This is a genomic window from Vreelandella sp. GE22 (genome assembly GCF_968212445.1).
In genome coordinates, this window is the sequence record NZ_OZ309110.1 from 3,424,348 (window position 1) to 3,449,088 (window position 24,741).

The window sequence follows — 24,741 nt, forward strand, 5'->3', positions numbered from 1 at the left end:
CTTGCCGAGCGTTTCCACCTGGCTCATGATGGGCTTTATGACCAACACCGTTCGCTATCGGGGCCGCTTTGCGCCCACGCCTTCCGGTCCGCTGCATTTTGGCTCGCTAGTGGCCGCTCTCGGCAGCTACCTGGACGCCCGCGCCCAAAAGGGCGAGTGGCACGTGCGGATCGAAGACCTCGACCCCCCGCGCTGCCCACAAGGCGCCGACACCACCATCTTGCGCCAGCTCGAAGCCTTTGGGCTTCACTGGGACGGCGACGTCGTCTGGCAAAGTAGCCGGCTCGCGCGCTACCAGCACGCTCTGGATAACCTCGCCGGGCAAGGGCTTGCCTACCCCTGCAGCTGTTCGCGCAAGCAGTGGCAAGACTACTCGGTCTACCCCGGCTGGTGCCGCCAGGGCGTGAGCGACCCGGACAAGCCCGTTGCCTGGCGGCTGCGCAGCGATATCGCCAAGCGCCCCGTTCGCTGGCACGACCGCTTATTCGGTGAGCAGTGTTTCGACCCGGCCGCACTTGGCGACATCGTATTGAAGCGCAAGGATCACCTTTGGGCGTACCAGCTCGCCGTGGTGGTGGACGACTTCGAACAGGGTATGACCGATATCGTGCGCGGCCACGACCTACTCGACAACACCCCCTGGCAGGGCCAACTGCAAACCGCGCTTGGCTACCCGGCCCCGCGCTACCTGCACCTACCGCTGGTGATGAGCGCAGCGGGACAAAAACTCTCCAAACAGAATCTGGCCCCGGCGCTAGCGGATGAACCCGATGCCGTTCGCCGCCAGCTTTACCAGGCACTGGTTGCGCTGGACCAGGCCCCGACGAGCGCGCTTCAAAGCGCCCCGCCCGATCAGCAGCTTACCTGGGCCATCGCCCACTGGCAGCCGGCGCGGCTGGTGCCCAACGTCGAGCGGCCCATGCCGGAAGAGGGCTGATATGTACGTCTACCGTATTTTGCTTTTTCTGGTGTTCGGCGGTTACCTGCTTTCGCCGGTGTTGATGGGCGGCTGGAGCGAGCCGGGGACGGTGTGGTACCGCCCTTTTTTGATCTGGGGCGGGCTGATCGCGCTGACCCTCTGGCTCGAGCAAAAAAGGAAGCTGGATGAGCGTTGAACTAGTCGGCGTCATCACCCTGGGGCTTGGCTATTTTGGCCTACTGCTGGGCGTCGGCGTGGCGGTCGAGCGGGGGCTCATTCCGGTACGCCTGACTCGCCACCCACTGGTCTACACGCTGGCGCTTTGCATCTATGCCAGCGCCTGGGCGGTGTACGGCAGCCTCGAGCTTGCCGCCGAGGCGGGCTTTGGCTACCTGGCTTATTACCTGGGCGCGGCCGGGGCGTTTTTGCTCGCCCCGGTGCTGCTGGTGCCCATTCAGCGCATCACCCGCACCTACCAGCTCTCTTCGCTTGCCGACTTGTTCGCGTTTCGCTTTCGCTCGCGCTGGGTGGGCACCCTAGTCACCCTGTTAAGTCTTTTGGCGGTACTGCCGCTTTTGGGCATTCAGGTCAAAACCCTGAGCGATGCGGTCTTTCACCTGACCCATAGCCGCTACAGCGACGTCGCAACGCTGCTTTTCTGCGCCATCATCGCGCTGGGCGCCATTCTTTGCGGCGCCCGTCACCGCCACCAGCACCGCCACGACACGCTTTTGAGCATGCTCGCCCTCGAGGCGCTCATCAAACTGCTGGCGATGCTTGCGCTCGGCGCCATCGCCCTTTGGTGGGTGTTCAGCGGCCCCCAGGATTTGCAGCAATGGCTAGACGGCCCCGGGCTCGTTGCCCAGGCGGCCACGCCCAGGCTGGACCCCGCCCAGTGGCGTACGCTGCTGTTGCTGTTTTTCGCGGCCGCTTTCATGATGCCGCATCTTTTTCAAATCACCTTTGCCGAGAATCTCTCACGGCATACGCTTTTACAGGCGAGCTGGACGCTGCCGCTGTTCTTGCTGCTGATGGCGCTTCCTATCCCGCTGATCTGGTGGGCGGCGCAGTCGCTGGGGGGCGATCTTTCCTTGACCGCCTACGCCGCCTATCAGCTCTCCACCCATTGGTGGGTCGGGGCGCTGGCCTTTTTGGCGGGCCTGGCCGCGGCCAGCGGCACCATGGCAGTGATGGCCATTGCGCTATCGGGCATGGTGCTCAACCACGTGGTGCTGATCGCCCGCCCGCCGGAGGCGCGCAGCAATCTTTACGGTTGGCTTTTATGGCTACGCCGCGCGCTGGTCGTGGGCGTCGTGGCCAGCGGCTGGTTGTTTGCCGAGGGCATCAGCCGCCACCACACCCTCACAGACCTGGGGCTCGCCGCCTTTGTGGGTATTGCCCAGTGCTTACCCGGAATGCTCGCGCTTCTTTACTGGCCCGGCGCCAACCGTAACGGCATGGTGGCCGGTCTTATCGGCGGCGCGCTGATATGGCTTTGGGGGCTTTGGCTGCCGCTTTTGCTCTCCACCTCGCTGCCCGGCCTTCCGTTCATCGACATGATGCCGCCGGGGGCCCCGGACTGGTACACCACCACGCTGATATCGCTTGCGGTCAATATCGTGCTGTTGATCGTCATCTCGCTTTTCACCCACACCTCGGAAGGCGAACAGAGCGCCGCGGAGGCGTGCTCGGTCGATGCGGTGATCCGCTCCAAGCGCCTGCCGCTGGAAGCCGCCACTCCGGCGGATTTTCACACCCACTTGGCCCAGGCGCTGGGCGACGAGGCCGCCGAACGCGAAGTGGCCCGGGCAATGAAAGCGCTCAACCTGGGCCCCGAGGAGCGCCGGCCCTACGCGCTGCGCCGGCTGCGCGACCGACTCCAGGCAAACCTTTCCGGGCTAATGGGCCCCTCTGTTGCCCGCGATATCGTCGACCGCTACCTGCCCTATCGCCACGATGACGCACCGGTGACCGACGATATCCACTTCGTGGAAAGCCGCCTTGAAGCCTACCGCTCACGGCTCACCGGCCTTGCCCGGGAGCTCGACGGGCTGCGCCGCCACCACCGCCAAACCCTGGCCTACCTTCCGGTCGGGCTTTGCGTACTGGGCGATGACGACGAGCTGACCATGTGGAACCAGGCGCTTTCCGAGCTATCCGGCATCAGCGGCGAGAGTGTGATCGGCGCGCACCGCGACAGCCTCCCCGCGCCCTGGCCCGAGCTATTAAAAAGCGCGCAGCACGCGCCAAGCGGCCCGCTTTACAAGCAACCGGTGTGCCTACACGGCAGGGACTACTTTCTGACCCTGCACCAGGCCGCGCTGAGCGGGCTCGATAGCCGTGGCGGTAGCGTGATCCTGGTCGAGGACCACAGCGAAATGAAATGGCTCGAAGAGGAGCTGGTGCACGCCGCGCGCCTGGCCTCGATCGGCCAGCTGGCCGCCGGGGTCGCCCACGAGATCGGCAACCCGATTACGGGGATTTCATCGCTTGCCCAAAACCTGCGTTTCGATACCAGCGACCCGGCATTACTGGAAACCGCCGATCATATCCAGGAACTGACCCAGCGGGTGACTAAAATCGTCAACTCGCTGGTGGGCTTTGCCCACGGCGGGCGCCAGTCATTGCCGCCCCCGGCAGAGTGCGTCGTGCTCCGCCATATCAGCGACGACGCGCTACACTTGATCCACCTGGCCCGGTCGGGCGAGGATGTTAGCTTTGATAACGCCTGCCCAGCACACCTCACCGTTCAGGGCGACGCCCAGCGTTTGACCCAGGTGATGGTGAACCTGCTGGGCAACGCGCGCGATGCCTGCCAAGGGCCAGGCGAGGTTTCGATCGAGGCCGGCGAGCAGGCCGGGCAGGCCTGGTGGCGCGTTACGGATAACGGCGAAGGTATCGCGGAAAGCGTAAAGGATCACTTGTTCGAGCCCTTCACCACCACCAAGGCGCCGGGAGAAGGCACCGGGCTTGGGCTATCGGTGGCGTACCAGATTATCAACGAGCACCAGGGCCGAATCGAGTGCACCTCGCCTCCGAGCGGACAGTCGTGCGGCACCGCCATTACGCTTTGGCTGCCGCTTTACCAACAGGATGATCGACCCTAAATGGCCAGGATACTGATTGTTGAAGATGAAGCGATTATTCGCAGCGCCCTCAAGCGACTGCTCGAGCGCAGCCACTACGAAGTCGTCGAGGCGGCCAGCGTCGAGGAGACGGCAACGCTCGCGCTTGCCGAGTTCGATCTCATCATCAGTGACCTGCGCCTGCCGGGCGAGCCGGGCACCGCGCTGATCGAAGCCGCCGCCCCGGCGCCGGTGCTGGTCATGACCAGCTACGCCAGCATGCGCTCGGCGATCGAGGCATTGAAGCTGGGCGCGGTGGACTACGTCGCCAAACCCTTCGATCACGACGAGCTGCTGGAAACCGTCGAGGGCATTTTGCACAAGCGCGCTATGGCGGCCGGCAGCGCCCCGGCGATTACCGACGAAGGCGGCACCCGCCAAATCATGATCGGCGACTGCGCCGCTATGCAGCAGGTGTACACCCGGATTCGTAAAACCGCTCCGGCGGATGTCAGCGTGCTGATCCAGGGCGAGTCCGGCACCGGCAAGGAGCTGGTGGCGCGGGCGCTTCATCAGCAGAGCAAGCGCGCGGCGGCCCCGCTTATTTGCGTTAACTGCGCGGCGATCCCGGAAACGCTGATCGAGTCCGAACTTTTCGGCCACGAAAAAGGCGCCTTCACCGGCGCAAGCGCCGCTCGCACCGGGCTGGTAGAAGCCGCCGACGGCGGTACGCTGTTTCTCGACGAGATCGGCGAGCTTCCGCTGGATGCCCAGGCAAGGCTTCTGCGCGTGCTGCAAGAAGGCGAAATCCGCAAGATCGGCTCCGTGGAAACCCGTCACGTGAACGTCCGCCTGATCACCGCGACCCACCGGGACCTGCGCGCGCTTTCCAAAAGCGGTGAGTTCCGCTTGGATCTTTATTATCGCCTCAACGTCATGCAGATCGCCCTGCCGCCGCTTCGCGAGCGTGACGAGGACGTTTTGAAAATCGCCGACATCCTGCTAGAGAAAGCCTGCCAGCGCCACGACCGGCCAGGTCTTCGCCTTTCGCGCGCCGCGCGTCAGGATGTGCAGGACTACCCCTGGCCTGGCAACGTGCGCGAGCTCGAAAACGCGCTCGAGCGCGGCGTGATTCTCGCCGAGGGCCACCTGATCCACCCTGACGACCTGGGGCTGGGGCCGGTACCCCACCGCCCGGCGTCCAGTGCTACGTCCGAAACGAAAGAGCCGTTCGAAGAGGAAGAGGATCTTTCGCTGGAGGATTACTTTCAGCATTTCGTGCTGGAGCACCAGGATCAGATGAGTGAAACCGAACTTGCACAAAAATTGGGCATTAGCCGTAAAAACCTCTGGGAACGGCGCCAGCGGCTGGGTATTCCGCGTAAAAAGACCGCCAAACGACCGGGAGCGGGGGGCGACACCTCCACGCCTTGATGCCACGCACCACGCCCTACGACTAACGTCTAATATCCTGATTTCAATAAAAATATTTAAAAAAGCGCCCATTCGGGTTGTTACCTTCCCACACACAAGACGTTTAAAAACGCTGTTTTGAAGGTAACACTTGGTGCACAGCACCTGCTCAAAAAATACTCGAATACTACAAGTTGATGAAATAAGGTTTCTTTTTAACAAGTGGCACGCCAAGTGCAGTATTACTGGGTAAGAAAAACAAATCGGGTAGCGGTTAAACAACAACAATAACAAGTCATACCGCACAGACCTCGCCAAAACAAAAACAACAGGGCGAGGGCAAGATAAGCGACCAATAACAATAAACGGCTGACGTCTTGCAAATTGCTCGCGCTTGATAGCAGGCGCATCCATAAAAACAATCGAAAGCAATAACCCGAAAAAGGACGCGACGTACACCCTCAAAGCGGCCAACAATAATAAACGCTTTGCGATGTACCCCCGGAGCCAATAACAATTCGCCGGGCGAGAAGAGTTCGCGGTTGGATTATTGTTTTGAATACGAGGCGGTCGGAGCAGAGTGAGCAACGCTTTACTGACTGCGGTGCGTATTCAGGGCGATGTGCCATCATGAAGAAAAACAGCAGCACGGATGCTGATTGACCCAATTGACAGGGGAGGCCGTTTTGGCCTCCCCTTTCCGCATCTGGCCCTTGGTCATTGACGCCGTTATGAACGCCGTTTTTTAAACGTTTTGTACAATCCTCGTCTGAATGCTTTGCAAGGCGTTGGGCGTCGGCTACACTCATCGACTTATCATTTATCAAACCCTTTGTTAAATAACCTACGTTTTAACTGCGAGTCGATGTCGTCGCATGTTTAGAGGACTTACCCGTTTTTTACCTGGTTCGGGAGAGCAATTGAAAAACCTGCTCGATTCCCAAGAAAACCCTACTGAGGCCTTAACGCCTCACGTTATCCCCCGCTCCGAGCACCCTGTTTCTCGTCAGCAGATCAGCGACGCCGCCTTGAAAGTACTTTATCGATTGGACGGTGCAGGCTTTGGTGCCTATCTGGTCGGCGGCTGCATTCGCGATGCGCTCCTTGGCCAAACACCCAAGGATTTCGACGTGGCGACCAACGCCACGCCGGACCAGGTGCGCGATTTGTTTCGCAACTCGCGATTGATCGGGCGGCGCTTTCGTATCGTTCACGTCCGCTTTGGGCGCGAAGTCATCGAGGTGACGACCTTCCGGGGCAAGCCTCAAGACGAGCACGGCGATCATATCGCTCAGCAGTCCGACGATGGGCTTCTTCTGCGCGATAACGTCTGGGGCAGTATCGAAGAGGACGCGCTGCGCCGTGACTTCACCGTCAACGCGCTTTACTACAGCATCGCCGACTTCTCGATTCATGACTTCGCCGGCGGCATCGGCGATATCAACGCGCGCACGCTGCGACTGATCGGCGACCCGGCAACCCGTTATCGGGAAGACCCGGTGCGTATGCTGCGCGCAGTGCGCTTTGCCGCCAAGCTAGGCTTCGAGATCGCTCCGGAAACCGAAGCGCCGATGTACGAGCTGGCGCCGCTTTTGCTGCAAATTCCGCCGGCGCGCCTGTTTGACGAAGCGCTCAAGCTCTTCATGTCCGGCCAGGGGCTTTTGACCTTCCGTCTTTTGAGCCACTACGGGCTGTTCGGCATGCTCTTCCCCGAAGCCGAGGAAGCCATGGCCGACGCCGCTTGGGTCGAGGAGCTGATCGAGCAGGCGCTAATGAATACCGACAAGCGCATCGCCAACGACCGCCCGGTGACCCCGGCGTTTTTGTTCGCCGCGTTTTTGTGGGGGCCGGTTTCACTACGCCTGGCAGAGCTTGAAGGCGAAGGCATGCCCGCGGTACCCGCGCTGCAAACCGCCGCCCAGGAAGTAGTGATGCGCCAGCTTCAGCATATCTCGATCCCCAAACGCTTTGGTATGCCAATGCGCGAGATCTGGGAGCTTCAGGCACGCCTGCCCATGCGTCGCGGCAAGCGCGCGTTTCAAAGCCGCGAACACCCGCGCTTTCGCGCCGCTTTCGACCTGTTGTTACTGCGCGAGCAAGCCGGTGAAATACCCCGCGGGCTGGGCGAGTGGTGGGAAGCGTTCCAGCAAGGCGACGAGCACGAACAGCGCCGCCTGCTGCAAAAGGTGGGTGGCGACCCGGCAAGTCAGGGCGACCGGCGGCGTAAAAAGCGCCGTAAGCCGACGCGCAAAAGCGATTAGCGAGCCAGCGCCATGATCTCATCGCTTGCCTATATCGGTATTGGCAGCAATATCGAAGAGCCGCTGGCCCAGGTACGCCGGGCGATAGTCGAGCTTGGCGAGCTGCCGCTCACCAGGGTAAGCGGCGTCTCCTCGCTTTACGCCAGCCGCCCGGTGGGCCCCCAGGACCAGCCGGATTTCGTCAACGCCGTCGTCGCCCTCGACACTGCGCTTTCACCGCTGGCGCTTCTGGATCAGCTCCAGGGCCTGGAGCAGCGCCACCGCCGCCGCCGTTTGCGCCACTGGGGCCCACGCACCCTGGATCTTGATATCCTGCTCTTCGGCGAGCAGCGCATCGAGCAGCCCCGCTTAAGCGTTCCCCACCCGCACATGCACGAGCGCGCCTTCGTGCTGATGCCGCTTACCGAGCTCGATGATGCGATCACCCTGAGTGATCAACCCGCCAGCCACTGGCTGGAGCGCATCGAAAACCCCGGTATTCAGCGACTGGTCGAAGACGGCCCGGGTTAACGGCCCACGGGGCTCGACGTCGCCCACGCCCTCTTTTGTCTTATCTCTGCCAGGCCAACCATAATGCGCACGCTGCACGACATCGCCGACCTTCGATCGACGCTCAACGACGACCGCCGAACCGGGAAACGTATCGCGCTGGTACCCACCATGGGCAACCTGCACGCCGGGCACATGGCGCTGATGGAAACCGCGCGCCAGCACGCGGATATCGTGGTGGCAAGCCTTTTCGTCAACCCGATGCAGTTTGGCCCGGGTGAAGACCTGGACGCCTACCCGCGCACCCTAAAAGAGGACCAGGCAAAGCTTGCCGAGGCCGGCTGCGATTTTCTGTTCGCCCCCACCGCCGCCGCGCTCTACCCTGGCGGCCTGGACGCTCAGACGCGGGTACAGGTACCGGTGGTTTCCGAAGGGCTTTGCGGTGCCACCCGCCCCGGCCACTTCGACGGCGTGGCCACCGTGGTGACGATGCTGTTCAACCTGGTGCAGCCGGACATCGCGCTGTTCGGCGAGAAGGATTACCAGCAACTGGCGGTCATCCGTAAGCTCAAAGCGGACCTGCACATGCCCATCGAGATCATCGGCGTGGCAACCCAGCGCGCCGAGGATGGCCTGGCGCTTTCATCGCGCAACGGCTACTTGAGTGATGAGCAACGCGCCGCCGCGCCCAGGCTTTACCAGGCCCTGCAAGCAGCGAAAGCGACGCTGGAAAACGGCGAGCCCGCCCCGCTCGTGCTCGACCAGGCGATCGCGGCCTTGGGGGCAGCGGGCTTTTCACCGGAATACGTAGAGCTAAAAAGCGCAGCGCTTGGCCCGGTAACGCCCACCACCTCGGCGGCGGTACTATTAGCGGCGGCAAAGCTCGGCCCGACGCGCCTGATCGATAATGTGGCCGTCACCCTGCAACGGCGCGACCCACGAGGGTGAACCAAAAGCGTATTGTCGCGACGCACGACTTTCCCCTATGCTGATTGAACACGCTTGAATTCAATACGCTCGCTCACAGGCTTACGGCCTTATTCATTTCGGGAGTTCTGTCATGCAAGAAGTGGTCATCGTCGCCGCACGGCGCACCGCGGTCGGTAGCTTCGGCGGCTCGCTCGCGGGCATTCCCGCCAGCGAACTCGGCTCGCTGGTCATCAAGGACATTCTCTCATCCACCGGTGTCTCGCCGGATCAGGTCAACGAAGTGCTGCTCGGCCAGGTGCTGACCGCGGGGGTGGGCCAAAACCCGGCTCGCCAGGCGTCCATCAATGCCGGTCTTCCGGACTCGGTGCCGGCCATGACCATCAACAAGGTGTGCGGCTCCGGCCTCAAAGCGGTTCATTTGGCCACGCAAGCCATCCTGTGCGGCGATGCCGACCTGATCATTGCCGGCGGCCAGGAGAACATGTCCGCCTCGCCTCACGTGCTGCCCAACTCGCGCAACGGCCAGCGCATGGGCGACTGGAAAGCGATCGATACCATGGTCCACGACGGCCTGTGGGACGCCTTCAACGATTTCCACATGGGCATTACCGCCGAGAACCTGGCCGAGAAGTACGGCATCACCCGCGAGCAAATGGACGCGTTCGCCGCCCAGTCGCAGCAGAACGCCTCCAACGCCATCAAGGAAGGCAAGTTCAAAAGCCAGATCGTGCCGGTGGAGATCCCCCAGCGCAAGGGCGACCCGGTGGTGTTCGATACCGACGAAAACCCGCGGGAAGTCACTGCGGAAAAACTGGGTGGCATGAAGCCGGCGTTCAAGAAAGACGGCACCGTCACCGCGGGCAACGCTTCCTCTCTCAACGACGGCGCCGCCGTGGTGATGGTCTGCTCGGCGGATAAAGCCAAAGAGCTGGGCCTCGAGCCGCTGGTGCGCATCAAGGCCTACGCCAACGCTGGCGTGGATCCGGCGATCATGGGTATCGGGCCGGCCCCGGCGACAAGGCGGTGCCTTGAGAAAGCCGGCTGGAGCCTTGAGGATTTGGATCTCGTCGAGGCGAACGAAGCCTTTGCCGCCCAGGCGATGTCGGTCAACAAGGAGCTGGGCTGGGACGTCTCCAAAGTGAACGTCAACGGCGGCGCCATTGCACTGGGCCACCCGATCGGCGCCTCGGGCTGTCGCGTACTGGTCTCGCTGATTCACGAAATGATCGCCCGGGATGCCAAAAAAGGCCTTGCCACGCTTTGTATCGGCGGTGGTCAGGGTGTAGCGCTGGCCATCGAGCGGCCGTAACTTCAGGCCTTCTAAACAACAAAGCCCCTGCCTTCGAGCAGGGGCTTTTGATTGCAGCTATATCTCAACCACCCCAGTGTGGCCGGAAGAGACCCGTAGCGGGGGTCTTTCGCCAGGGATGGCGAAAGTAGCGTACAGGGAGGTATTTACAGCGCCCCCGCGTAGGGTCTCTTCCGGACCCCAATGCTCGATTTTTGAAGCGGTTTACCGAATCCTGCCGCCATTGACTAGCTGTGATGGCGTGCGACCAACCAGCACCACCCCCATCAGGAAAAGCCCGGCGGCAGCCCACATGGTGGTCGGTAGACTCGTGGCATCCACCACGCGCCCGCCCAAAAGCGACCCCAAGCCAATCGCCATATTGAACACGAAGGCCATTAAAGCGGTAGCCGCCTCGGTGTTGGGGGCGGTGCACAAAATCCAGGTCTGAATGCTCACCGAGATACTGCCGAAGATCGCTCCCCACACCGTCAAGAGCACCACGCCGCTGAACGGACTCGTGCCCAGCAAAGGAAAGCTCGCCACCACGACCAACAGCAGCACCGGAATCATGAGCACGGCGATGTAGGGATTGCGCGCCGCGCGCATGCCCGCGATCACGTTGCCGATAATGCCCGCCGCCCCGTAAAGCAGCAACAGGGTTCCCACGTTGCGCTGCTCGATGCCGCTGACGTTTTGCAAAATCGGGCTGATGAAAGTGTAGGCGACGAAGTGGCCCACCACCACGCAGCCGGTGGTGAGTACCGCTACGCGCACGCCGCGATTGAGCACCTGCTGGGCGAGAATGCGCAGGCGCACCGGCTCCCGGGGCGGAAGGCTGGGTAACCAAAGCCAGATCATACCCGCGGTCAGCAGACTAAAGCCGCCCAGGCCGCCAAACACCCACCGCCAGCTGCTGATATCCCCCAAGAGTGTACCCAGCGGCACGCCCAGCACCGAGGCCGCCGTGACGCCACCGAAGATGATCGTCATCGCCTTGGCCACGCTTTCCTCCGGCACGAGCCTGGGCGCGATGCTGCCCGCGACCGCCCAGAACCCCCCGATACTCATGCCGATCAGCACCCGCGCGGCGAGCAGCATGACAAAGCTTTCGGCCATGCTCGAGAGCACGCTGCCCAGCGTCATGATGATCATCAAACCGGTCAGCATCACCCGGCGATCCATGCGGCCCACTGCCACCGGCAACAGCGGCGCCGACAACGCCGCTACCACCCCGGGTACCGTCACCATCAAACCGGCGGTGCCCTCGGTGACGCCCATCTCCCCCGCTACCTGGGAGAGCAGCCCGATCGGCAGCTGCTCGGCGGTGACCAACAGGAAAATCCCGCACATGACCGCAATGACCGCCCACCACCTGGCGATATCCTTCTCCATGATTTCTCCTTATCGACCGCTCTCCCAAACAACGCCGCCCCCGCAGCCAAAGGCAACGGGGGCGGAGGGAGCACCTTCGGATCGCTTATTCGACGGTGGCTTCGCTTTGCACGGCAAACGCCGCTTTCTCTTCTTCGGTGATCTCCTTGATGGAGAGCTTCACGCGGTTGCGGTTGTCGATGTCGAGCACCTTCACGACCACGTCGTCACCTTCGTTCAAGAAGTCGCGCACGTCGTTGACGCGCTCCTGGACGATTTGCGAGATGTGTACCAGACCGTCGGTGCCGGGCATGATGTTCACGAATGCGCCGAAGTCGGCAATACGTACGACCTTACCGTTGTAAAGCTTGCCGATTTCCGCCTCGGCGGTGATCGCCAGCACGGTGTCGATGGCCGCCTTGGCGGCTTTCTTGTCTTCGGCATAAATGCGCACGGTGCCGTCATCGTCAAGATCGATGGAAGCGCCGGTGTCTTCGCAAATCTTGCGAATGGTAGCGCCCCCTTTACCGATGACGTCACGGATTTTGTCCGGGTCGATTTTGATCGTCGCCATGGACGGCGCATTATCAGAAACCTCGGTGCGGCTCTGATTAATGACGGCGTTCATCTGCTCGAGGATCGAGATGCGCGCATGGTGGGCCTGCTGCAGCGCGGTCTCCATGATCTCTTCGTTGATGCCCTCGATCTTGATATCCATCTGGAGCGCGGTCACGCCTTCGACGGAACCGGCGACCTTGAAGTCCATGTCACCGAGGTGATCTTCGTCGCCCAGAATATCGGTCAGCACTGCGTAACCTTCCGGGTCTTTGACCAGGCCCATGGCGATACCCGCCACCGGCGCTTTCAGCGGAACACCCGCATCCATCAGCGCAAGCGAGGAGCCACAGACCGAGGCCATGGAGCTCGAGCCGTTGGACTCGGTGATCTCTGAGACCACGCGAATGGTGTAGGGGAAGTCGTCTTCCGAGGGCAGCATGGCCTGCACACCACGGCGCGCCAAACGGCCATGGCCGATTTCACGGCGCTTCGGCCCGCCCATGAAGCCGGCTTCGCCAACCGAATAGGGAGGGAAGTTGTAGTGCAGCATGAAGCGGTCTTTACGCTCGCCTTCCAGCGACTCGATCAACTGCGAGTCGCGAAGCGTACCTAACGTCGCCACGGCGATCGCTTGGGTTTCACCACGCGTGAACACCGCCGAGCCGTGGGTCTTGGGCAATACGCCGACTTCGATGTCTAGCGGGCGCACGGTGGTGTTGTCGCGGCCATCGATACGCGGCTCGCCTTTCACGACCCGCGAGCGCACGACGCGCTTCTCGAGGCTTGCGAAGGCGCCTTTGACGTCGTCTTTGGCAAACTTGTCGTTGACCGGCTCACCTTCGACGGCCACCAGCTCTTCGAGCGCCTGGTCTTTCAGCGCGGCCAGGGCGTCCTGGCGCTGCATTTTGTCGGTAATGCGATAGGCTTCGCCGACTTTAGCCTCAAAACCTTCGGCCATGGCGGTTTTAAGCGCCGCGTTCTCCTCGGCAGCCTGCCACTCCCAGCGCGGCTTGCCGGCCTCGGCGACCAGTTCGTTGATAGCGGAGACCGCCACCTGCATTTCCTGATGGCCAAAGAGGACCGCGCCGAGCATTTCGTCTTCCAGAAGCTCCTGGGCTTCGGACTCGACCATCAGCACGGCTTTTTCGGTACCGGCGACGACCATGTTAAGCTCCGAGGTCGCAAGCTCTTCGACGGTCGGGTTCAGAAAGTAACCCTGCTCTTCGTTGAAGCCCACGCGCGCGGCACCGATCGGGCCGTTGAACGGCACGCCGGAGATCGAAAGCGCTGCCGAAGTACCCAGCATCGCGGCGATATCCGGGTCGTGGTTACGGTCGGTAGAGAGAACGGTACAGATGACCTGTACTTCGTTCATGAAGCCTTTCGGGAAAAGCGGGCGGATCGGACGGTCGATCAGACGCGAGGTGAGCGTCTCTTTCTCGGTGGGGCGCCCTTCGCGTTTGAAGAAGCCGCCGGGAATCTTGCCGACCGCGTAGGTCTTTTCCTGGTAGTGTACCGAGAGCGGGAAAAAGGGCTGGCCAGGATTGACGTCTTTCTTGGCGACCACGGTGCAGAGCACGACGGTGTCGTCCATGGTGACCATCACGGCACCGCTGGCCTGGCGAGCGATACGGCCGGTTTCGAGGGTGACGGTGCTACGACCGTACTGGAACGTTTTTTTTACCGGATTCACGGCGACTTCCTTTAACATAAAATAGCTACTTGTCTTTTCTGGGGTCGTTTTTGACTCGCCACTATTCTAGGCGCTGTGGCGCTCAAGGGCTACCAGAAACCCGAATTCACCGCCTTCCTCCCGCTTTTAGCGCGTTTTGGGCATAAAAAAACGGGTAGCCCTTTGGGGCTACCCGTTTTGATTGCACGCTTCGCGGCTTGTCTGCCCCCTCATGAAAAGGGGCACGACAAGGCGTTTTAGCGGCGCAGACCCAAACGCTGGATCAGCGACTGATAGCGTTCAAAATCCTTGCGCTTGAGGTAGTCCAGCAGCTTACGACGCTGGTTTACCATGCGGATCAGACCACGACGCGAGTGGTGGTCCTGCTTGTTGGTCTTGAAGTGGTCCTGCAGGCCATTGATGTTGGCGCTCAGCAGGGCAACCTGCACTTCGGGGGAACCGGTGTCGCTCTCGCCGCGGCCGTATTCGTTGACGATCTCGGCCTTTTTCTCAGCGGTTAGTGCCATCTGTCTCTCCAGTCAGCAATATGCTTAACATTGAATGGGTGAGACCACGCATATTTGCAGTCTCAAAGGGTATTTTCGCGTAAATCGCGGCGTCCTTGCAACGTTTTACCAGCGAACTTACGAAAGCGCGACCGTGCTTAACAGCCGCTTGGGGGCCACTTCCTGGGGCCCTTTCACCACGCCCAAGCCGAGAAACGACTCAGCGTAGTAAAGTCGTGCCAGCTCGTTGGGCGGCAGTGCCCCCACGTCGAGCCTGGCGGATTGACCGTAGGACAAGGAGGTATGGGCGGCCTCGTCCACGCTAAGCGCAGGGAGGTGGTCGACCAGTACGTCCACGGGCATCAATTCGGCCTCACGCGCGCTCTGCTCACCAAGAGCTTCTAACGCCTCCAGGGTCCACATCGCGTTGCCATCAAAGGGGCCGGTCTTGAGCCGTCTTAGCTGGCTGATATGAGCGCCGCATCCGAGCGCCAAACCGATATCTTCGGCCAACGTGCGAATGTAGGTGCCTTTACTACAGCTTACTTCGAGCTCGAACGCTTGACCGTCGAACGCGAGCAGCCGGGCATCATACACGCTAACTCTGCGCGCTGCACGCTCCACTTCCTTGCCCTCGCGGGCCAGTTCGTAAAGCTTTTTGCCCTGATGCTTGAGTGCCGAGTACATCGGCGGTACCTGGTCGATCTCGCCGCGAAAGCGTGCAATGGCAGCCTCGACGTCGTCATTCGAAAGCCCTGGCACCTCACGGCGCTCGACCACGCTACCTTCCGCATCGCCAGTATCGGTGATCACCCCGAGTTCGACCCGGGTGCGATACATCTTGTCGGCTTCCAGAAGGTGCGCGGAGAACTTGGTCGCCTCGCCCAGACAGATCGGCAGTAAGCCCGTCGCCATGGGGTCGAGAGTACCGGTGTGCCCCGCTTTTTGCGCCTCGAACAACCGGCGCACGCGCTGTAAAGCATGGTTACTGGACACGCCCTGGGGCTTGTCCAGCAGCACCACGCCGTTGACCGGCAGGCCCTTACGGCGACGCGCCATTACCGCGGCGCCTCGTCTTCGTTACCGCCCTCTTCTTCGTCCTGACGGGCGCGGTCGGTCGAGACCGCCTCGTCGATCAGCGAAGAGAGCTGCTGGCCGCGCACCACGCTTTCATCGAAATGAAAGCGCAACTCCGGCACATGACGCAGCTTGATGCGCTTGGCAATCTGGCTTCTCAGAAAACCGCTGGCGCGTTTGAGCACCTGCAGGTTTTCCTTGATGCGCGCCGGGTCCTGCTCACCCAGCAGGGTGACGTAGATATCGGCGTAGCCCAGATCACGGCTGACGGTCGCGCCGCTAACCGTGACCATGCCAAGGCGCGGGTCCTTGATCTCGCGCTGGATAAGCACCGCCAGCTCCTTTTGGAGCTGGTCGGCTACCCGGTCGGTACGCTTGAATTCGCGCATGCTTGCTCCTCGCAGCCTTACAGGGTGCGCTCGACCTTGACCTGGTCGAAGACTTCGATCTTGTCGCCGACCTGGACGTCGTTATAGTTCTTGACGCCGATACCACACTCGACGCCGTTGCGCACTTCCTGCACATCGTCTTTGAAACGACGCAGCGATTCGAGCTCGCCTTCATAAATCACTACATCATCACGCAGTACGCGGATCTTCTTATTACGATGCACGTTGCCTTCAACCACCATACAACCGGCAATTGCCCCAATTTTCGGCGCACGGAAGACATCGCGGACTTCAGCAATACCCACGATCTCTTCTTTCCAGTCAGGTGCGAGCATACCGCTCATCGCCTGCTTGACCTCGTCGATCAAGTGGTAGATAACGCTGTAGTAGCGCAGATCCAGGCCTTCACGTTCGACGATTTCGCGGGCAGCGGCGTCGGCACGGACGTTGAAGCCGACCAGGATAGCCTCACTGGCTAGCGCCAGATTGGCATCGGTGCCGGTGATGCCGCCCACACCAGATGAAACCACGGCTACTTCGACTTCGGCGGTGGAGAGCTCTTCGAGCGCGCCGCGGATCGCCTCGAGCGAACCTTGAACGTCGGCTTTCAAGACGATGTTGACCTTGGCTACTTCGTCCTGGCCCATCTGGCTGAACATGTTCTCGAGCTTGGCTTTCTGCTGGCGCGCCAGGCGTACTTCGCGGTACTTGCCCTGACGGAAGTTGGCGACTTCCCGCGCTTTACGCTCGTCGGCTACGACCATGAAGTCGTCACCGGCGTCCGGCGTACCGTCCAGGCCCTGAATCTCGACGGGCATCGCCGGACCGACTTCCTCGACCTGCTGGCCGAGCTCGTTGGTCAGCGCCCGTACACGGCCGTAGTGCAGGCCGGCCAGCACGATATCACCGCGCTTGAGGGTACCGTTTTGTACCAGTACGGTCGCGACCGGACCACGGCCCTTGTCGAGACGCGATTCGACGACCACACCTTTACCCGGCGCCAACGGCACAGCCTTGAGCTCGAGCACTTCGGATACCAGCTGGATCGCCTCCAACAGCTCCTCGATGCCGTCACCGGTTTTCGCGGAGACGTGAACGAACTGGGTATCGCCGCCCCACTCTTCCGAAATCACACCGTGCTGGGAAAGCTCGTTACGAATGCGGTCGAAATCCGCGCCGTCTTTATCGATCTTGTTCACCGCCACGACCATGGGAACTCCGGCCGCTTTGGAGTGTTCGATCGCTTCAACGGTTTGCGGCATGACGCCGTCGTCCGCCGCTACCACCAGGATGACCACGTCGGTTGCCTTGGCACCGCGGGCACGCATGGCGGTAAACGCCGCGTGGCCGGGAGTGTCCAGGAAGGTCACGCCACCGTGGTTGTCTTCGACGTGGTAGGCGCCGATGTGCTGGGTAATACCGCCGGCTTCACCGGTGGCCACTTTGGCACGACGAATGTAGTCGAGAAGCGAGGTCTTACCGTGGTCGACGTGACCCATGACGGTCACGACCGGCGAGCGGGTAATCTCATCGCCTTCGTAGGAGATGCCCTCGATCATTTCGGTCTCGAGCGCATCGTCTTTGACCAGCTTGACCTTGTGACCCATCTCTTCCACCACGATCGCCGCGGTATCCTGGTCGATCGTCTGGTTGATGGTCACCGCCGCGCCCATGGTGAACATGGCCTTGATCACTTCGTTGGCCTTGATCGACATCTTGTCGGCCAGCTCAGCGACGCTGATCGATTCGGGAATCGAGACTTCGCGAACGATCGGCTGCGTGGGCTTTTGGAAGCCGTGCTTGCCGTTGCCGCTCTGGCCGGGGCCGCGGCGACCGCCACGACGCTCGGAGCGCTTGGCTTTCTTGGCACTGCCGCCACGCTTACGCTCTTCGCGATCGCCACGGTCGTCGTCTTCGTCACGGCCTTTTTTCTTCGCCGCGGCCTTTTTGGGCGGCGCGGTGCGACGGTCGGTACGACCCTCTTTCGGCGGCGCCGGCGGCATCTCTTCGGAGGCCGGCGTTTCGTCGATCTGAAGCTCGGGCACGGCGGTTTCGGCCGGGGCCGGCGCCTTGGCGTCGGCTTCCTTACGCGCGGCTTCTTCAGCGGCCTGGGCTTTTTGGGCCTCGGCGCGCTCTTCGGCTTCGCGAGCCTCGCGGGCTTTATTTTCGGCTTCGGCCTCGGCCATATCGCCTACTAGCTGGCGCGGGCCCGAGTGCGTGGGTTCCGGCTCTTTCGGCTGCTCTTCTTCGGCGCGCTTGACGTAGGTCTTTTTCTTGCGGACCTGAACTTCGATCGTCTTGCCGCGCTCGCCGGTTTTGATCCGGCTACGCGTTTTGCGCGTCAGCGTGATGCGGTTTTTACCGGCATCCGCGGCGTCACCGCCGCCGTGACTTTTCTTCAAAAAGCTCAAAAGCGTTTGCTTGTCGTCTTCAGAGACCGCATCGCTTTCCGAGGCGTGCTTAAGGCCCGCCTCTTTCATCTGTTCCAACAGGCGGGGCACATCGCGGCCCACCTTTACTGCAAAATCTTTAACCGTCATATCTGACATTGTGACCCTCCCAAGCCCGTGACCTGTTTACTGTGTGTTCGAAGCCGCTTCGCTATCGTCTTCGAACCAGGGCGCACGGGCAGTCATGATCAGTGCCGCTGCGCGCGCTTCGTCTAACTCCTCGATATCGACCAGATCGTCGACAGACTGCTCGGCGAGATCTTCCATGGTGACAATGCCCCGACTGGCAAGAATGAAGGCCAGGTGGCGCTCCATTCCTTCCATTGCCAGCAGATCGTCTGCCGGCTGGGCACCGTCGAGCGCTTCTTCCGAGGCGATCGCCATTGTCAGTAGCTCGTCCTTGGCACGTGCGCGCAGCTCTTCGACGAGCTCTTCATCGAACTCTTCGATTTCGAGCATCTCTTCGAGCGGCACGTAGGCGACTTCTTCCAGGGTAGTGAACCCTTCTTCCACTAATAGCCGGGCAACGTCCTCGTCCACGCTCAGGTGGTGAACGAAGGAGTCCACGAGGCTATCGATTTCCTGCTCGCGCTTGGACTCGGCCTCGTCTTCGGTCATGACGTTGATCCGCCAGCCGGTGAGTTCCGATGCCAGGCGCACGTTCTGGCCGCTGCGGCCGATGGCCTGAGCGAGATTGTCCTGGGCGACCGCGACGTCCATGGCGTGGGCGTCTTCATCCACCAAAATGGAGGCAACGTCCGCCGGCGCCATGGCGTTGATGACGAGCTGCGCGGGGTTGTCGTCCCACAGCACGATGTCTACACGCTCGTTTTGAAGCTCTGATGACACCGCCTGCACCCGCGAGCCGCGCATCCCCACACACGCACCGACCGGATCGATGCGGCGATCGTTGGTTTTGACGGCGATCTTGGCGCGCGAGCCCGGATCACGGGCCGCGCCCTTGATCTCAATGAGCTGCTCGGCAATTTCCGGCACCTCGATCTTGAAAAGCTCGATGATGAACTGCGCATTGGTGCGCGAGAGCTGAAGCTGTGCGCCGCGAGCCTCCGGGTCGACCTTAACCAGCAGCGCACGCACCCGCTCGTTCATGCGGTAGCGCTCGCCGTGAATCATTTCGTTACGCGCCAAAAACGCCTCGGCGTTTTCGCCCAGGTCGATGATCAGCCCGTCACGGGTAGTTTTCTTGACGATACCGGCGACCAGCTCGCCTTCGCGGTCGGCGTACTGGCTGACCACTTCGGCGCGCTCGGCTTCACGGACTTTCTGGACGATGACCTGCTTGGCGGTCTGGGCGGCAATACGACCAAACACGGCGTTGTCGATCTTCTGCTCGGTGACGTCACCCAGCGCCAGAGGCGGGTCGCGCCGCTCGGCAACGGTTTGCTTGATTTCGTAATCCGGCGTCTCGAACTCGTCGTCTTCGACCACGGTCCAGTAGCGGTAGGTATCGTAGTCGCCGGTGCGGCGGTCGATTTCCACGCGCACGTTGGCTTCTTCCTGCTCGAAACGCTTGCGCGAGGCGCTGGCCAGCGCCGCTTCGACCGCTTCGAAAATTACGTCGCGTGAAACGCCTTTTTCGTTAGAGATCGCGTCAACGACCATTAAAATTTCTTTACTCATGCGTATGCCTCGCCAGTAAACCTGTCCTTTGTGCCTCGCCCCAGCCATGGGGGGCCGCCGTTTTTTTAATCTTCGAACTGCGGGACAATGTGTGCAGCATCGATACTTTCGATGGGAAAGCAATACTCTTCGCCGTCGAGCTGAAGCAGCACTTCGTCGCTTTCCACGCCCGCAAGCAGCCCCTGATATTTACGCCGGCCATGAAAGGCGGTGCGCAGCTTGAGCGCCACCTGGTGGCCCTGGTAGCGTGTAAAATGATCCAGGGTATACAAAGGGCGCGCCATACCGGGCGACGAAACCTCCAGGCGGTACTCGCCGGGAATAGGATCTTCGACATCCATGACGGCGCTGACTTGACGGCTGATATCAGCGCAGTCTTCGACACTGACGCCGCTTTCACGCTCGATATAAATCACCAGGCGTGAATGTTTGCCCTGAGAAAGATGGTCGATGCCCCATAGCTCGAAGCCCATGGCGGCAACAACAGGCTCAATCAGCGCGTGCAGCGCTGCGTGTTTTGTGGCCACAGACGAAGCTCCTATAGCCGTTGCATCAGGCACCTGGCCAGGAGTCATGAGAAAAGCTAGGTGGCTGATTGGCGTTACCTGAAAATGTGCCTTCGACGTCGCGGCGGGTGCCGGCGCGCAAGACACGCTTGGCTCGCAAAAAGCTACTCTTAAATCTGCCGGTAGCGTCAGCGTGTGTAAAGACGCTACTAACAAAAAGCCCCTTCACAGGAAGGGGCTTTTTAAAAGAAACCTGTAATACCATTTTAACAAATCGGTGTGATTCTATTGCCAGCCAATACTGAATGGCTGCGCATACACCGTTTGAAAAAAGATGGTAGCGGGGACCGGATTTGAACCGATGACCTTCGGGTTATGAGCCCGACGAGCTACCAGACTGCTCCACCCCGCATCAATCTAGCTGGACGATATTAGCCCCTTATACGACCTTCGTCAAGGGCTTTCTCGTCTCAGGTACCACCCTGAAATCCTCGAAACCGATCTAACCAGTTTCTCGGTGGTGCCGAAGGCGGGACTTGAACCCGCACGACCATACGGTCACTACCCCCTCAAGATAGCGTGTCTACCAATTCCACCACTTCGGCATCAGGGGAGGCTAAAGAAAGCGTCAACAAGCATTTAATCTCAAATACTTAGTCGCTGTTTTCCTCTAGCACTGGCGCGGTATTATCCACACTTCCCGAGTCGTCGTCAAGTGTTGGAACACTTTGTTGTTGCTCGATCAAGCGTGAGTCCGGAATACCGGCTTCTGGGGCCTGTCCTGCCTGGGTGGCAAAGTAGGCAAGCGCCATGGACGTGACGAAGAAACCCGCCGCCAGAACGCCGGTCGCGGTCGACAGAAAGTTACCGCTGCCGCGGGAACCGAAGACCGTCTGTGAAGCCCCGCCGCCGAAGGAGGCGCCGGCATCGGCCCCTTTACCCTGCTGAAGCAGGATAAGTACTACGAGCGCGATCGCGATGATCACGTGAACCATTAAAATTGCAACTTGCATGGCGTTATCCTGCTGACTGACAAATAGCGAAAAAATCATCGGTTTTGAGCGAGGCACCGCCCACCAAACCGCCGTCGATATCCGGCTTTGCAAGTAGCTCGGCTGCATTACCGGCATTCATGCTACCGCCGTAGAGAAGCACGAGCTCCTCACCGAGGGTGTCATCAAAACGCGCAAGGTGCGCGCGCACCTCGGCCATTACGTCCTGCGCCTGCTCCGGGGTCGCCGTACGCCCGGTACCAATCGCCCATACCGGCTCGTAGGCGATGACCAGTTTCTTTTGGGCATCGCGGCTTAGATGGGTAAGCACTGCGTCCACCTGAGCCAGCACCACGGCCATGGTGCGCTCGGCCTCGCGCTCTTTTAGGGTTTCACCCACGCATAGAATGGGCGTCAGACCATGATCGAGCGCAACGTTGACCCGGCCAAGGATCGCCTCGTCGGTATCACCGTAAAGCGCGCGTCGCTCGGAATGGCCCACCAGCACATAGCAGACCCCGAACTCGTTGAGCATCGGCGCGCTCACCTCGCCGGTATGTGCCCCCGAGGCCTCGGTATTGAGCGTTTGCGCCCCCAGCTTGAGCGAGGTCGACTGAAACGCCCGCTGCGCGGCGTCGAGGTAGGGAAAAGGCACGATCAGCGCCGCCTCGACCTGCTCGGGCAAGGGGGTGGTCGCCAGGGTGCTTGCAAAGGTGTCGATCAGCGACCTTGAGCCGTTCATTTTCCAGTTACCGGCAATCAGTGGTGTGCGCATTCAATATCCTCACTCAAGGTGGAGCGAAATGGTATAGGAGCGGCCTTGTCAAGACAACCGCTGCCCACATTTGGGCCGAACGCGGGCCAGGCTTAGGTCAGTAGTGCTTCGACCCGCTTTGCAAGGGTTTCGGCCAGCGCCTGAACATCCAGGTGCGCGCGGCCTTCGACCATTACACGAATCAGCGGCTCGGTACCCGAGGGGCGCAGCAGTACTCGCCCCTGGTCGCCGAGCTTTGCTTCGAGCTCGCCGACCGCTTCATTGAGCACCGGAGCGTCCATGACGTCTTTGGCATGGGTACCGGCGGGCAGGCGGACGTTAACCAGTGCCTGGGGCACTTTCTCGAACGTCTTTAACAGCGCAGCGAGCGGTTTTTGCTCGCGCATCATCAGCGCCAGCACCTGAAGCGCCGAGACGATACCGTCGCCGGTCGTCTGCGCATGGCCACATACGATATGGCCGGAGGACTCGCCGCCCAACTCCCAACCGTTGGCCGCCATCTTCTCCATCACGAAGCGGTCACCGACCTTGACGCGCTCGAAGGGAATGCCTAGCGCTTCCAGCGCCTTGGCCAGGCCGAAGTTGCTCATCAGCGTACCGACCACGCCGCCCTGCAAAAGACCGCGCTCATGGCGGTCCCGGGCGATGAGATAAAGGATGTCGTCGCCGTCGACTTCCCGGCCATCGGCATCGACCAACAGCACCCGGTCGCCGTCGCCGTCGAAGGCCACGCCTAAATCAGCGCCCTGCTGAATCACCGCCGCACGCAGCGCCGCCGGATGGGTCGAGCCCACTTCGTGATTGATATTTAGCCCGTTAGGTGTGGCGCCGATCACGCTGACCTCGGCGCCCAGCTCGCGAAACACGCTCGGCGCAATGTGGTAGGTCGCGCCGTGGGCGCAGTCGAGCACCACGCTCAGGCCGTGCAGGCTCAGCCGGTCGGGCAGCGTCGATTTGCAGAATTCGATATAGCGCCCAGCGGCATCGTCGATGCGCGCGGCCTTGCCAAGCTGCCCGGCCTCGGCGGTGCAAAGCGGCGCGTCCAGCATCGCCTCGATGCGGTCCTCGACTTCGTCGGGAAGCTTTTTGCCCTCGGCGGAAAAGAACTTGATGCCGTTATCCTCGAACGGATTGTGCGAGGCGGAGATGACGATGCCTGCATCGGCGCGGAAGGTGCGGGTCAGGTAGGCGATGCCCGGCGTGGGCATCGGCCCGAGCAGCGAGACATCGACCCCGGCGGCGGAGAGCCCCGCCTCCAGCGCCGACTCGAACATGTAGCCGGAGATGCGCGTGTCCTTGCCGATCAACACCCGCGTGCGCCCGTTCGAGCGGCGCAACACCTGCCCTGCCGCCCAGCCGAGCTTGAGCATAAAGTCGGCGGTGATAGGCGTCTCGCCGACCGTGCCGCGAATACCATCGGTTCCGAAATAGCGTCGTGTCATGAGAAGAGTTCCTTGTGGACCGGCGGCTCGCAGCTTTCCTGGAGGACCGCCCAGGCCATGGTAACGGCATCCGCCGTCGCGCCAACATCATGCACACGTAGTATTTTGGCGCCGCGTTCGACCGCCATGGCCGACAGTGCAAGCCCGCCAGGCAGACGTTCCTCGACCGGCCGACCGAGCACCTTGCCGATCATGCTTTTACGCGACATGCCTACCAACAGCGGCAGGTTCAACGCCTCGAGCGCGCGCATTTGATTCAAAAGACGCAGGTTGTGCTCAACGGTTTTGCCAAACCCGAACCCCGGATCGAGCAGCAGCTGGTCGCGCTTGAACCCGGCCGCTTCGCAGGCCGCGATGCGCCTTGCCAGGTAATCGGCGACCGCCTGCTCGATGGGCTCGTCGTAGGCCGGCGAATGCTGCATATCCTGGGGCTCGCCCAGGCGATGCATCAAACAAGCAGGCAGTCCGCTACTGGCGGCGGCGGCCAGGGCGCCGTCGCGCTCGAGAGAGCGTACATCGTTGATCATACCGGCACCGAGGGCGGCGGACTCGCGTATCACCAGGGCGCTACTGGTATCGACGGAGACCAGCGCGTCGAGTTCGCGCACCAGTGCCTCGACGACCGGAGCGACGCGGTCTAGCTCCTGTTGTTCGGGAACGGCGTCGGCGCCGGGGCGCGTGGACTCCCCGCCGACGTCGATTACCGCCGCGCCTTCGGCCAGCATCTGCTCGGCGCGGCGCAGCGCGTCGTCGAGCGAGACGTGGCGGCCGCCGTCGGAGAAAGAGTCCGGGGTCACGTTCAATATCCCCATGACCCGCGGAAAGGAGAGATCCAGCCGATGACGGCCGCACTGCAACTGGGTGACGTGGCTGGGTGCCTGGTGTGGGTCGAGCGTTGGTTTCATGAACAGCCTGATAAATAGAAAACGTGGCGGCTTGATGGCGCCTAGCATACCAAAAAAAAGCGCCCCGAGGTGGGGCGCTTTAGGAGCGG

General features: G+C 61.4%; 19 protein-coding genes, 2 tRNA genes and 1 pseudogene. 8 read left to right on the forward strand and 14 right to left on the reverse strand.

The annotated features are described in order from the left end of the window. The first annotated feature begins 37 nt into the window (after positions 1-37). From gluQRS to ACWHRL_RS16150, 8 genes and pseudogenes are all read left to right on the forward strand, one after another. Positions 38-937: a tRNA glutamyl-Q(34) synthetase GluQRS gene (gluQRS, locus tag ACWHRL_RS16115; RefSeq protein WP_447894453.1), complete on the forward strand. Its 900-nt coding sequence runs from the start codon at positions 38-40 to the stop codon at positions 935-937. Between the two features lies 1 nt (position 938). Further along, on the forward strand, positions 939-1,115 hold the full coding sequence (locus ACWHRL_RS16120; RefSeq protein ID WP_447530068.1) for a hypothetical protein: 177 nt from the start codon (positions 939-941) through the stop codon (positions 1,113-1,115). Continuing rightward, a pseudogene (locus ACWHRL_RS16125) lies at positions 1,105-4,049 on the forward strand (ATP-binding protein). The gene ACWHRL_RS16120 and the pseudogene ACWHRL_RS16125 overlap by 11 nt, the downstream one beginning before the upstream one ends. Then, a complete protein-coding gene (locus ACWHRL_RS16130; protein ID WP_447894454.1) occupies positions 4,027-5,418 on the forward strand; it encodes a sigma-54-dependent transcriptional regulator in 1,392 nt (463 codons plus the stop codon). Before ACWHRL_RS16125 ends, ACWHRL_RS16130 begins: the two are co-directional and overlap by 23 nt. 854 nt (positions 5,419-6,272) lie before the next feature. Further along, the gene (gene pcnB / locus ACWHRL_RS16135) at positions 6,273-7,658 is read left to right on the forward strand and encodes a polynucleotide adenylyltransferase PcnB (RefSeq protein ID WP_447894455.1); all 1,386 of its coding nucleotides are present in this window, start codon (positions 6,273-6,275) and stop codon (positions 7,656-7,658) included. Positions 7,659-7,670: 12 nt separating this feature from the next. Next, positions 7,671-8,168 carry a 2-amino-4-hydroxy-6-hydroxymethyldihydropteridine diphosphokinase gene (folK, locus tag ACWHRL_RS16140; RefSeq protein WP_447894456.1) on the forward strand — a complete coding sequence of 166 codons (498 nt, stop codon included), beginning with the start codon at positions 7,671-7,673 and terminating at the stop codon, positions 8,166-8,168. 63 nt (positions 8,169-8,231) lie between these two features. Next, positions 8,232-9,095 (forward strand): pantoate--beta-alanine ligase, encoded by an 864-nt coding sequence (panC, locus tag ACWHRL_RS16145; protein WP_447894457.1) that lies wholly within the window; start codon positions 8,232-8,234, stop codon positions 9,093-9,095. A 112-nt stretch (positions 9,096-9,207) separates the two neighbouring features. After that, on the forward strand, positions 9,208-10,386 hold the full coding sequence (locus ACWHRL_RS16150; RefSeq protein WP_447894458.1) for an acetyl-CoA C-acetyltransferase: 1,179 nt from the start codon (positions 9,208-9,210) through the stop codon (positions 10,384-10,386). 204 nt (positions 10,387-10,590) lie between these two features. Here the strand turns inward: ACWHRL_RS16150 and ACWHRL_RS16155 are convergent, their stop codons facing one another. From ACWHRL_RS16155 to folP, 14 genes are all read right to left on the reverse strand, one after another. Then, positions 10,591-11,760, reverse strand: coding sequence for an MFS transporter (locus ACWHRL_RS16155; protein WP_447894459.1), 1,170 nt, complete (start codon positions 11,758-11,760; stop codon positions 10,591-10,593). Between the two features lie 85 nt (positions 11,761-11,845). Continuing rightward, positions 11,846-14,008 (reverse strand): polyribonucleotide nucleotidyltransferase, encoded by a 2,163-nt coding sequence (gene pnp, locus ACWHRL_RS16160; protein ID WP_447530075.1) that lies wholly within the window; start codon positions 14,006-14,008, stop codon positions 11,846-11,848. A gap of 218 nt (positions 14,009-14,226) precedes the next feature. Beyond that, positions 14,227-14,496 carry a 30S ribosomal protein S15 gene (gene rpsO, locus ACWHRL_RS16165; RefSeq protein WP_074397689.1) on the reverse strand — a complete coding sequence of 90 codons (270 nt, stop codon included), beginning with the start codon at positions 14,494-14,496 and terminating at the stop codon, positions 14,227-14,229. Between the two features lie 117 nt (positions 14,497-14,613). Continuing rightward, a complete protein-coding gene (truB, locus tag ACWHRL_RS16170) occupies positions 14,614-15,534 on the reverse strand; it encodes a tRNA pseudouridine(55) synthase TruB (protein ID WP_447894460.1) in 921 nt (306 codons plus the stop codon). After that, positions 15,534-15,941 carry a 30S ribosome-binding factor RbfA gene (rbfA, locus tag ACWHRL_RS16175; protein ID WP_447894461.1) on the reverse strand — a complete coding sequence of 136 codons (408 nt, stop codon included), beginning with the start codon at positions 15,939-15,941 and terminating at the stop codon, positions 15,534-15,536. Before rbfA ends, truB begins: the two co-directional genes overlap by 1 nt. 17 nt (positions 15,942-15,958) lie before the next feature. Beyond that, a complete protein-coding gene (infB, locus tag ACWHRL_RS16180) occupies positions 15,959-18,490 on the reverse strand; it encodes a translation initiation factor IF-2 (RefSeq protein WP_447530078.1) in 2,532 nt (843 codons plus the stop codon). Between the two features lie 27 nt (positions 18,491-18,517). Then, positions 18,518-20,032 carry a transcription termination factor NusA gene (nusA, locus tag ACWHRL_RS16185; protein ID WP_447894462.1) on the reverse strand — a complete coding sequence of 505 codons (1,515 nt, stop codon included), beginning with the start codon at positions 20,030-20,032 and terminating at the stop codon, positions 18,518-18,520. Between the two features lie 65 nt (positions 20,033-20,097). After that, positions 20,098-20,559 (reverse strand): ribosome maturation factor RimP, encoded by a 462-nt coding sequence (rimP, locus tag ACWHRL_RS16190; protein WP_447530080.1) that lies wholly within the window; start codon positions 20,557-20,559, stop codon positions 20,098-20,100. Positions 20,560-20,873: 314 nt separating this feature from the next. Beyond that, positions 20,874-20,950 (reverse strand) — tRNA-Met (locus ACWHRL_RS16195). A 106-nt stretch (positions 20,951-21,056) separates the two neighbouring features. Next, positions 21,057-21,143: transfer RNA gene (locus ACWHRL_RS16200), tRNA-Leu, on the reverse strand. A gap of 48 nt (positions 21,144-21,191) precedes the next feature. Next, entirely contained in the window at positions 21,192-21,551 is a 360-nt protein-coding gene (gene secG, locus ACWHRL_RS16205; RefSeq protein ID WP_447894463.1) for a preprotein translocase subunit SecG, read from the reverse strand. Between the two features lie 4 nt (positions 21,552-21,555). Further along, positions 21,556-22,305: a triose-phosphate isomerase gene (gene tpiA / locus ACWHRL_RS16210; RefSeq protein ID WP_447894464.1), complete on the reverse strand. Its 750-nt coding sequence runs from the start codon at positions 22,303-22,305 to the stop codon at positions 21,556-21,558. A 92-nt stretch (positions 22,306-22,397) separates the two neighbouring features. Then, positions 22,398-23,747, reverse strand: a complete 1,350-nt coding sequence (glmM, locus tag ACWHRL_RS16215; RefSeq protein ID WP_447894465.1) for a phosphoglucosamine mutase — start codon at positions 23,745-23,747, stop codon at positions 22,398-22,400. After that, entirely contained in the window at positions 23,744-24,652 is a 909-nt protein-coding gene (folP, locus tag ACWHRL_RS16220; RefSeq protein WP_447894466.1) for a dihydropteroate synthase, read from the reverse strand. The genes glmM and folP overlap by 4 nt, the downstream gene beginning before the upstream one ends. Positions 24,653-24,741: the final 89 nt, after the last annotated feature.

Coding starts and splice junctions, on each gene's coding strand:
- gluQRS (WP_447894453.1), top strand. CDS start 38: ATGACCAACACCGTTCGCTATCGGGGCCGCTTTGCGCCCACGCCTTCC.
- ACWHRL_RS16120 (WP_447530068.1), top strand. CDS start 939: ATGTACGTCTACCGTATTTTGCTTTTTCTGGTGTTCGGCGGTTACCTG.
- ACWHRL_RS16130 (WP_447894454.1), top strand. CDS start 4,027: ATGGCCAGGATACTGATTGTTGAAGATGAAGCGATTATTCGCAGCGCC.
- pcnB (WP_447894455.1), top strand. CDS start 6,273: ATGTTTAGAGGACTTACCCGTTTTTTACCTGGTTCGGGAGAGCAATTG.
- folK (WP_447894456.1), top strand. CDS start 7,671: ATGATCTCATCGCTTGCCTATATCGGTATTGGCAGCAATATCGAAGAG.
- panC (WP_447894457.1), top strand. CDS start 8,232: ATGCGCACGCTGCACGACATCGCCGACCTTCGATCGACGCTCAACGAC.
- ACWHRL_RS16150 (WP_447894458.1), top strand. CDS start 9,208: ATGCAAGAAGTGGTCATCGTCGCCGCACGGCGCACCGCGGTCGGTAGC.
- ACWHRL_RS16155 (WP_447894459.1), bottom strand. CDS start 11,760: ATGGAGAAGGATATCGCCAGGTGGTGGGCGGTCATTGCGGTCATGTGC.
- pnp (WP_447530075.1), bottom strand. CDS start 14,008: ATGTTAAAGGAAGTCGCCGTGAATCCGGTAAAAAAAACGTTCCAGTAC.
- rpsO (WP_074397689.1), bottom strand. CDS start 14,496: ATGGCACTAACCGCTGAGAAAAAGGCCGAGATCGTCAACGAATACGGC.
- truB (WP_447894460.1), bottom strand. CDS start 15,534: ATGGCGCGTCGCCGTAAGGGCCTGCCGGTCAACGGCGTGGTGCTGCTG.
- rbfA (WP_447894461.1), bottom strand. CDS start 15,941: ATGCGCGAATTCAAGCGTACCGACCGGGTAGCCGACCAGCTCCAAAAG.
- infB (WP_447530078.1), bottom strand. CDS start 18,490: ATGTCAGATATGACGGTTAAAGATTTTGCAGTAAAGGTGGGCCGCGAT.
- nusA (WP_447894462.1), bottom strand. CDS start 20,032: ATGAGTAAAGAAATTTTAATGGTCGTTGACGCGATCTCTAACGAAAAA.
- secG (WP_447894463.1), bottom strand. CDS start 21,551: ATGCAAGTTGCAATTTTAATGGTTCACGTGATCATCGCGATCGCGCTC.
- tpiA (WP_447894464.1), bottom strand. CDS start 22,305: ATGCGCACACCACTGATTGCCGGTAACTGGAAAATGAACGGCTCAAGG.
- glmM (WP_447894465.1), bottom strand. CDS start 23,747: ATGACACGACGCTATTTCGGAACCGATGGTATTCGCGGCACGGTCGGC.
- folP (WP_447894466.1), bottom strand. CDS start 24,652: ATGAAACCAACGCTCGACCCACACCAGGCACCCAGCCACGTCACCCAG.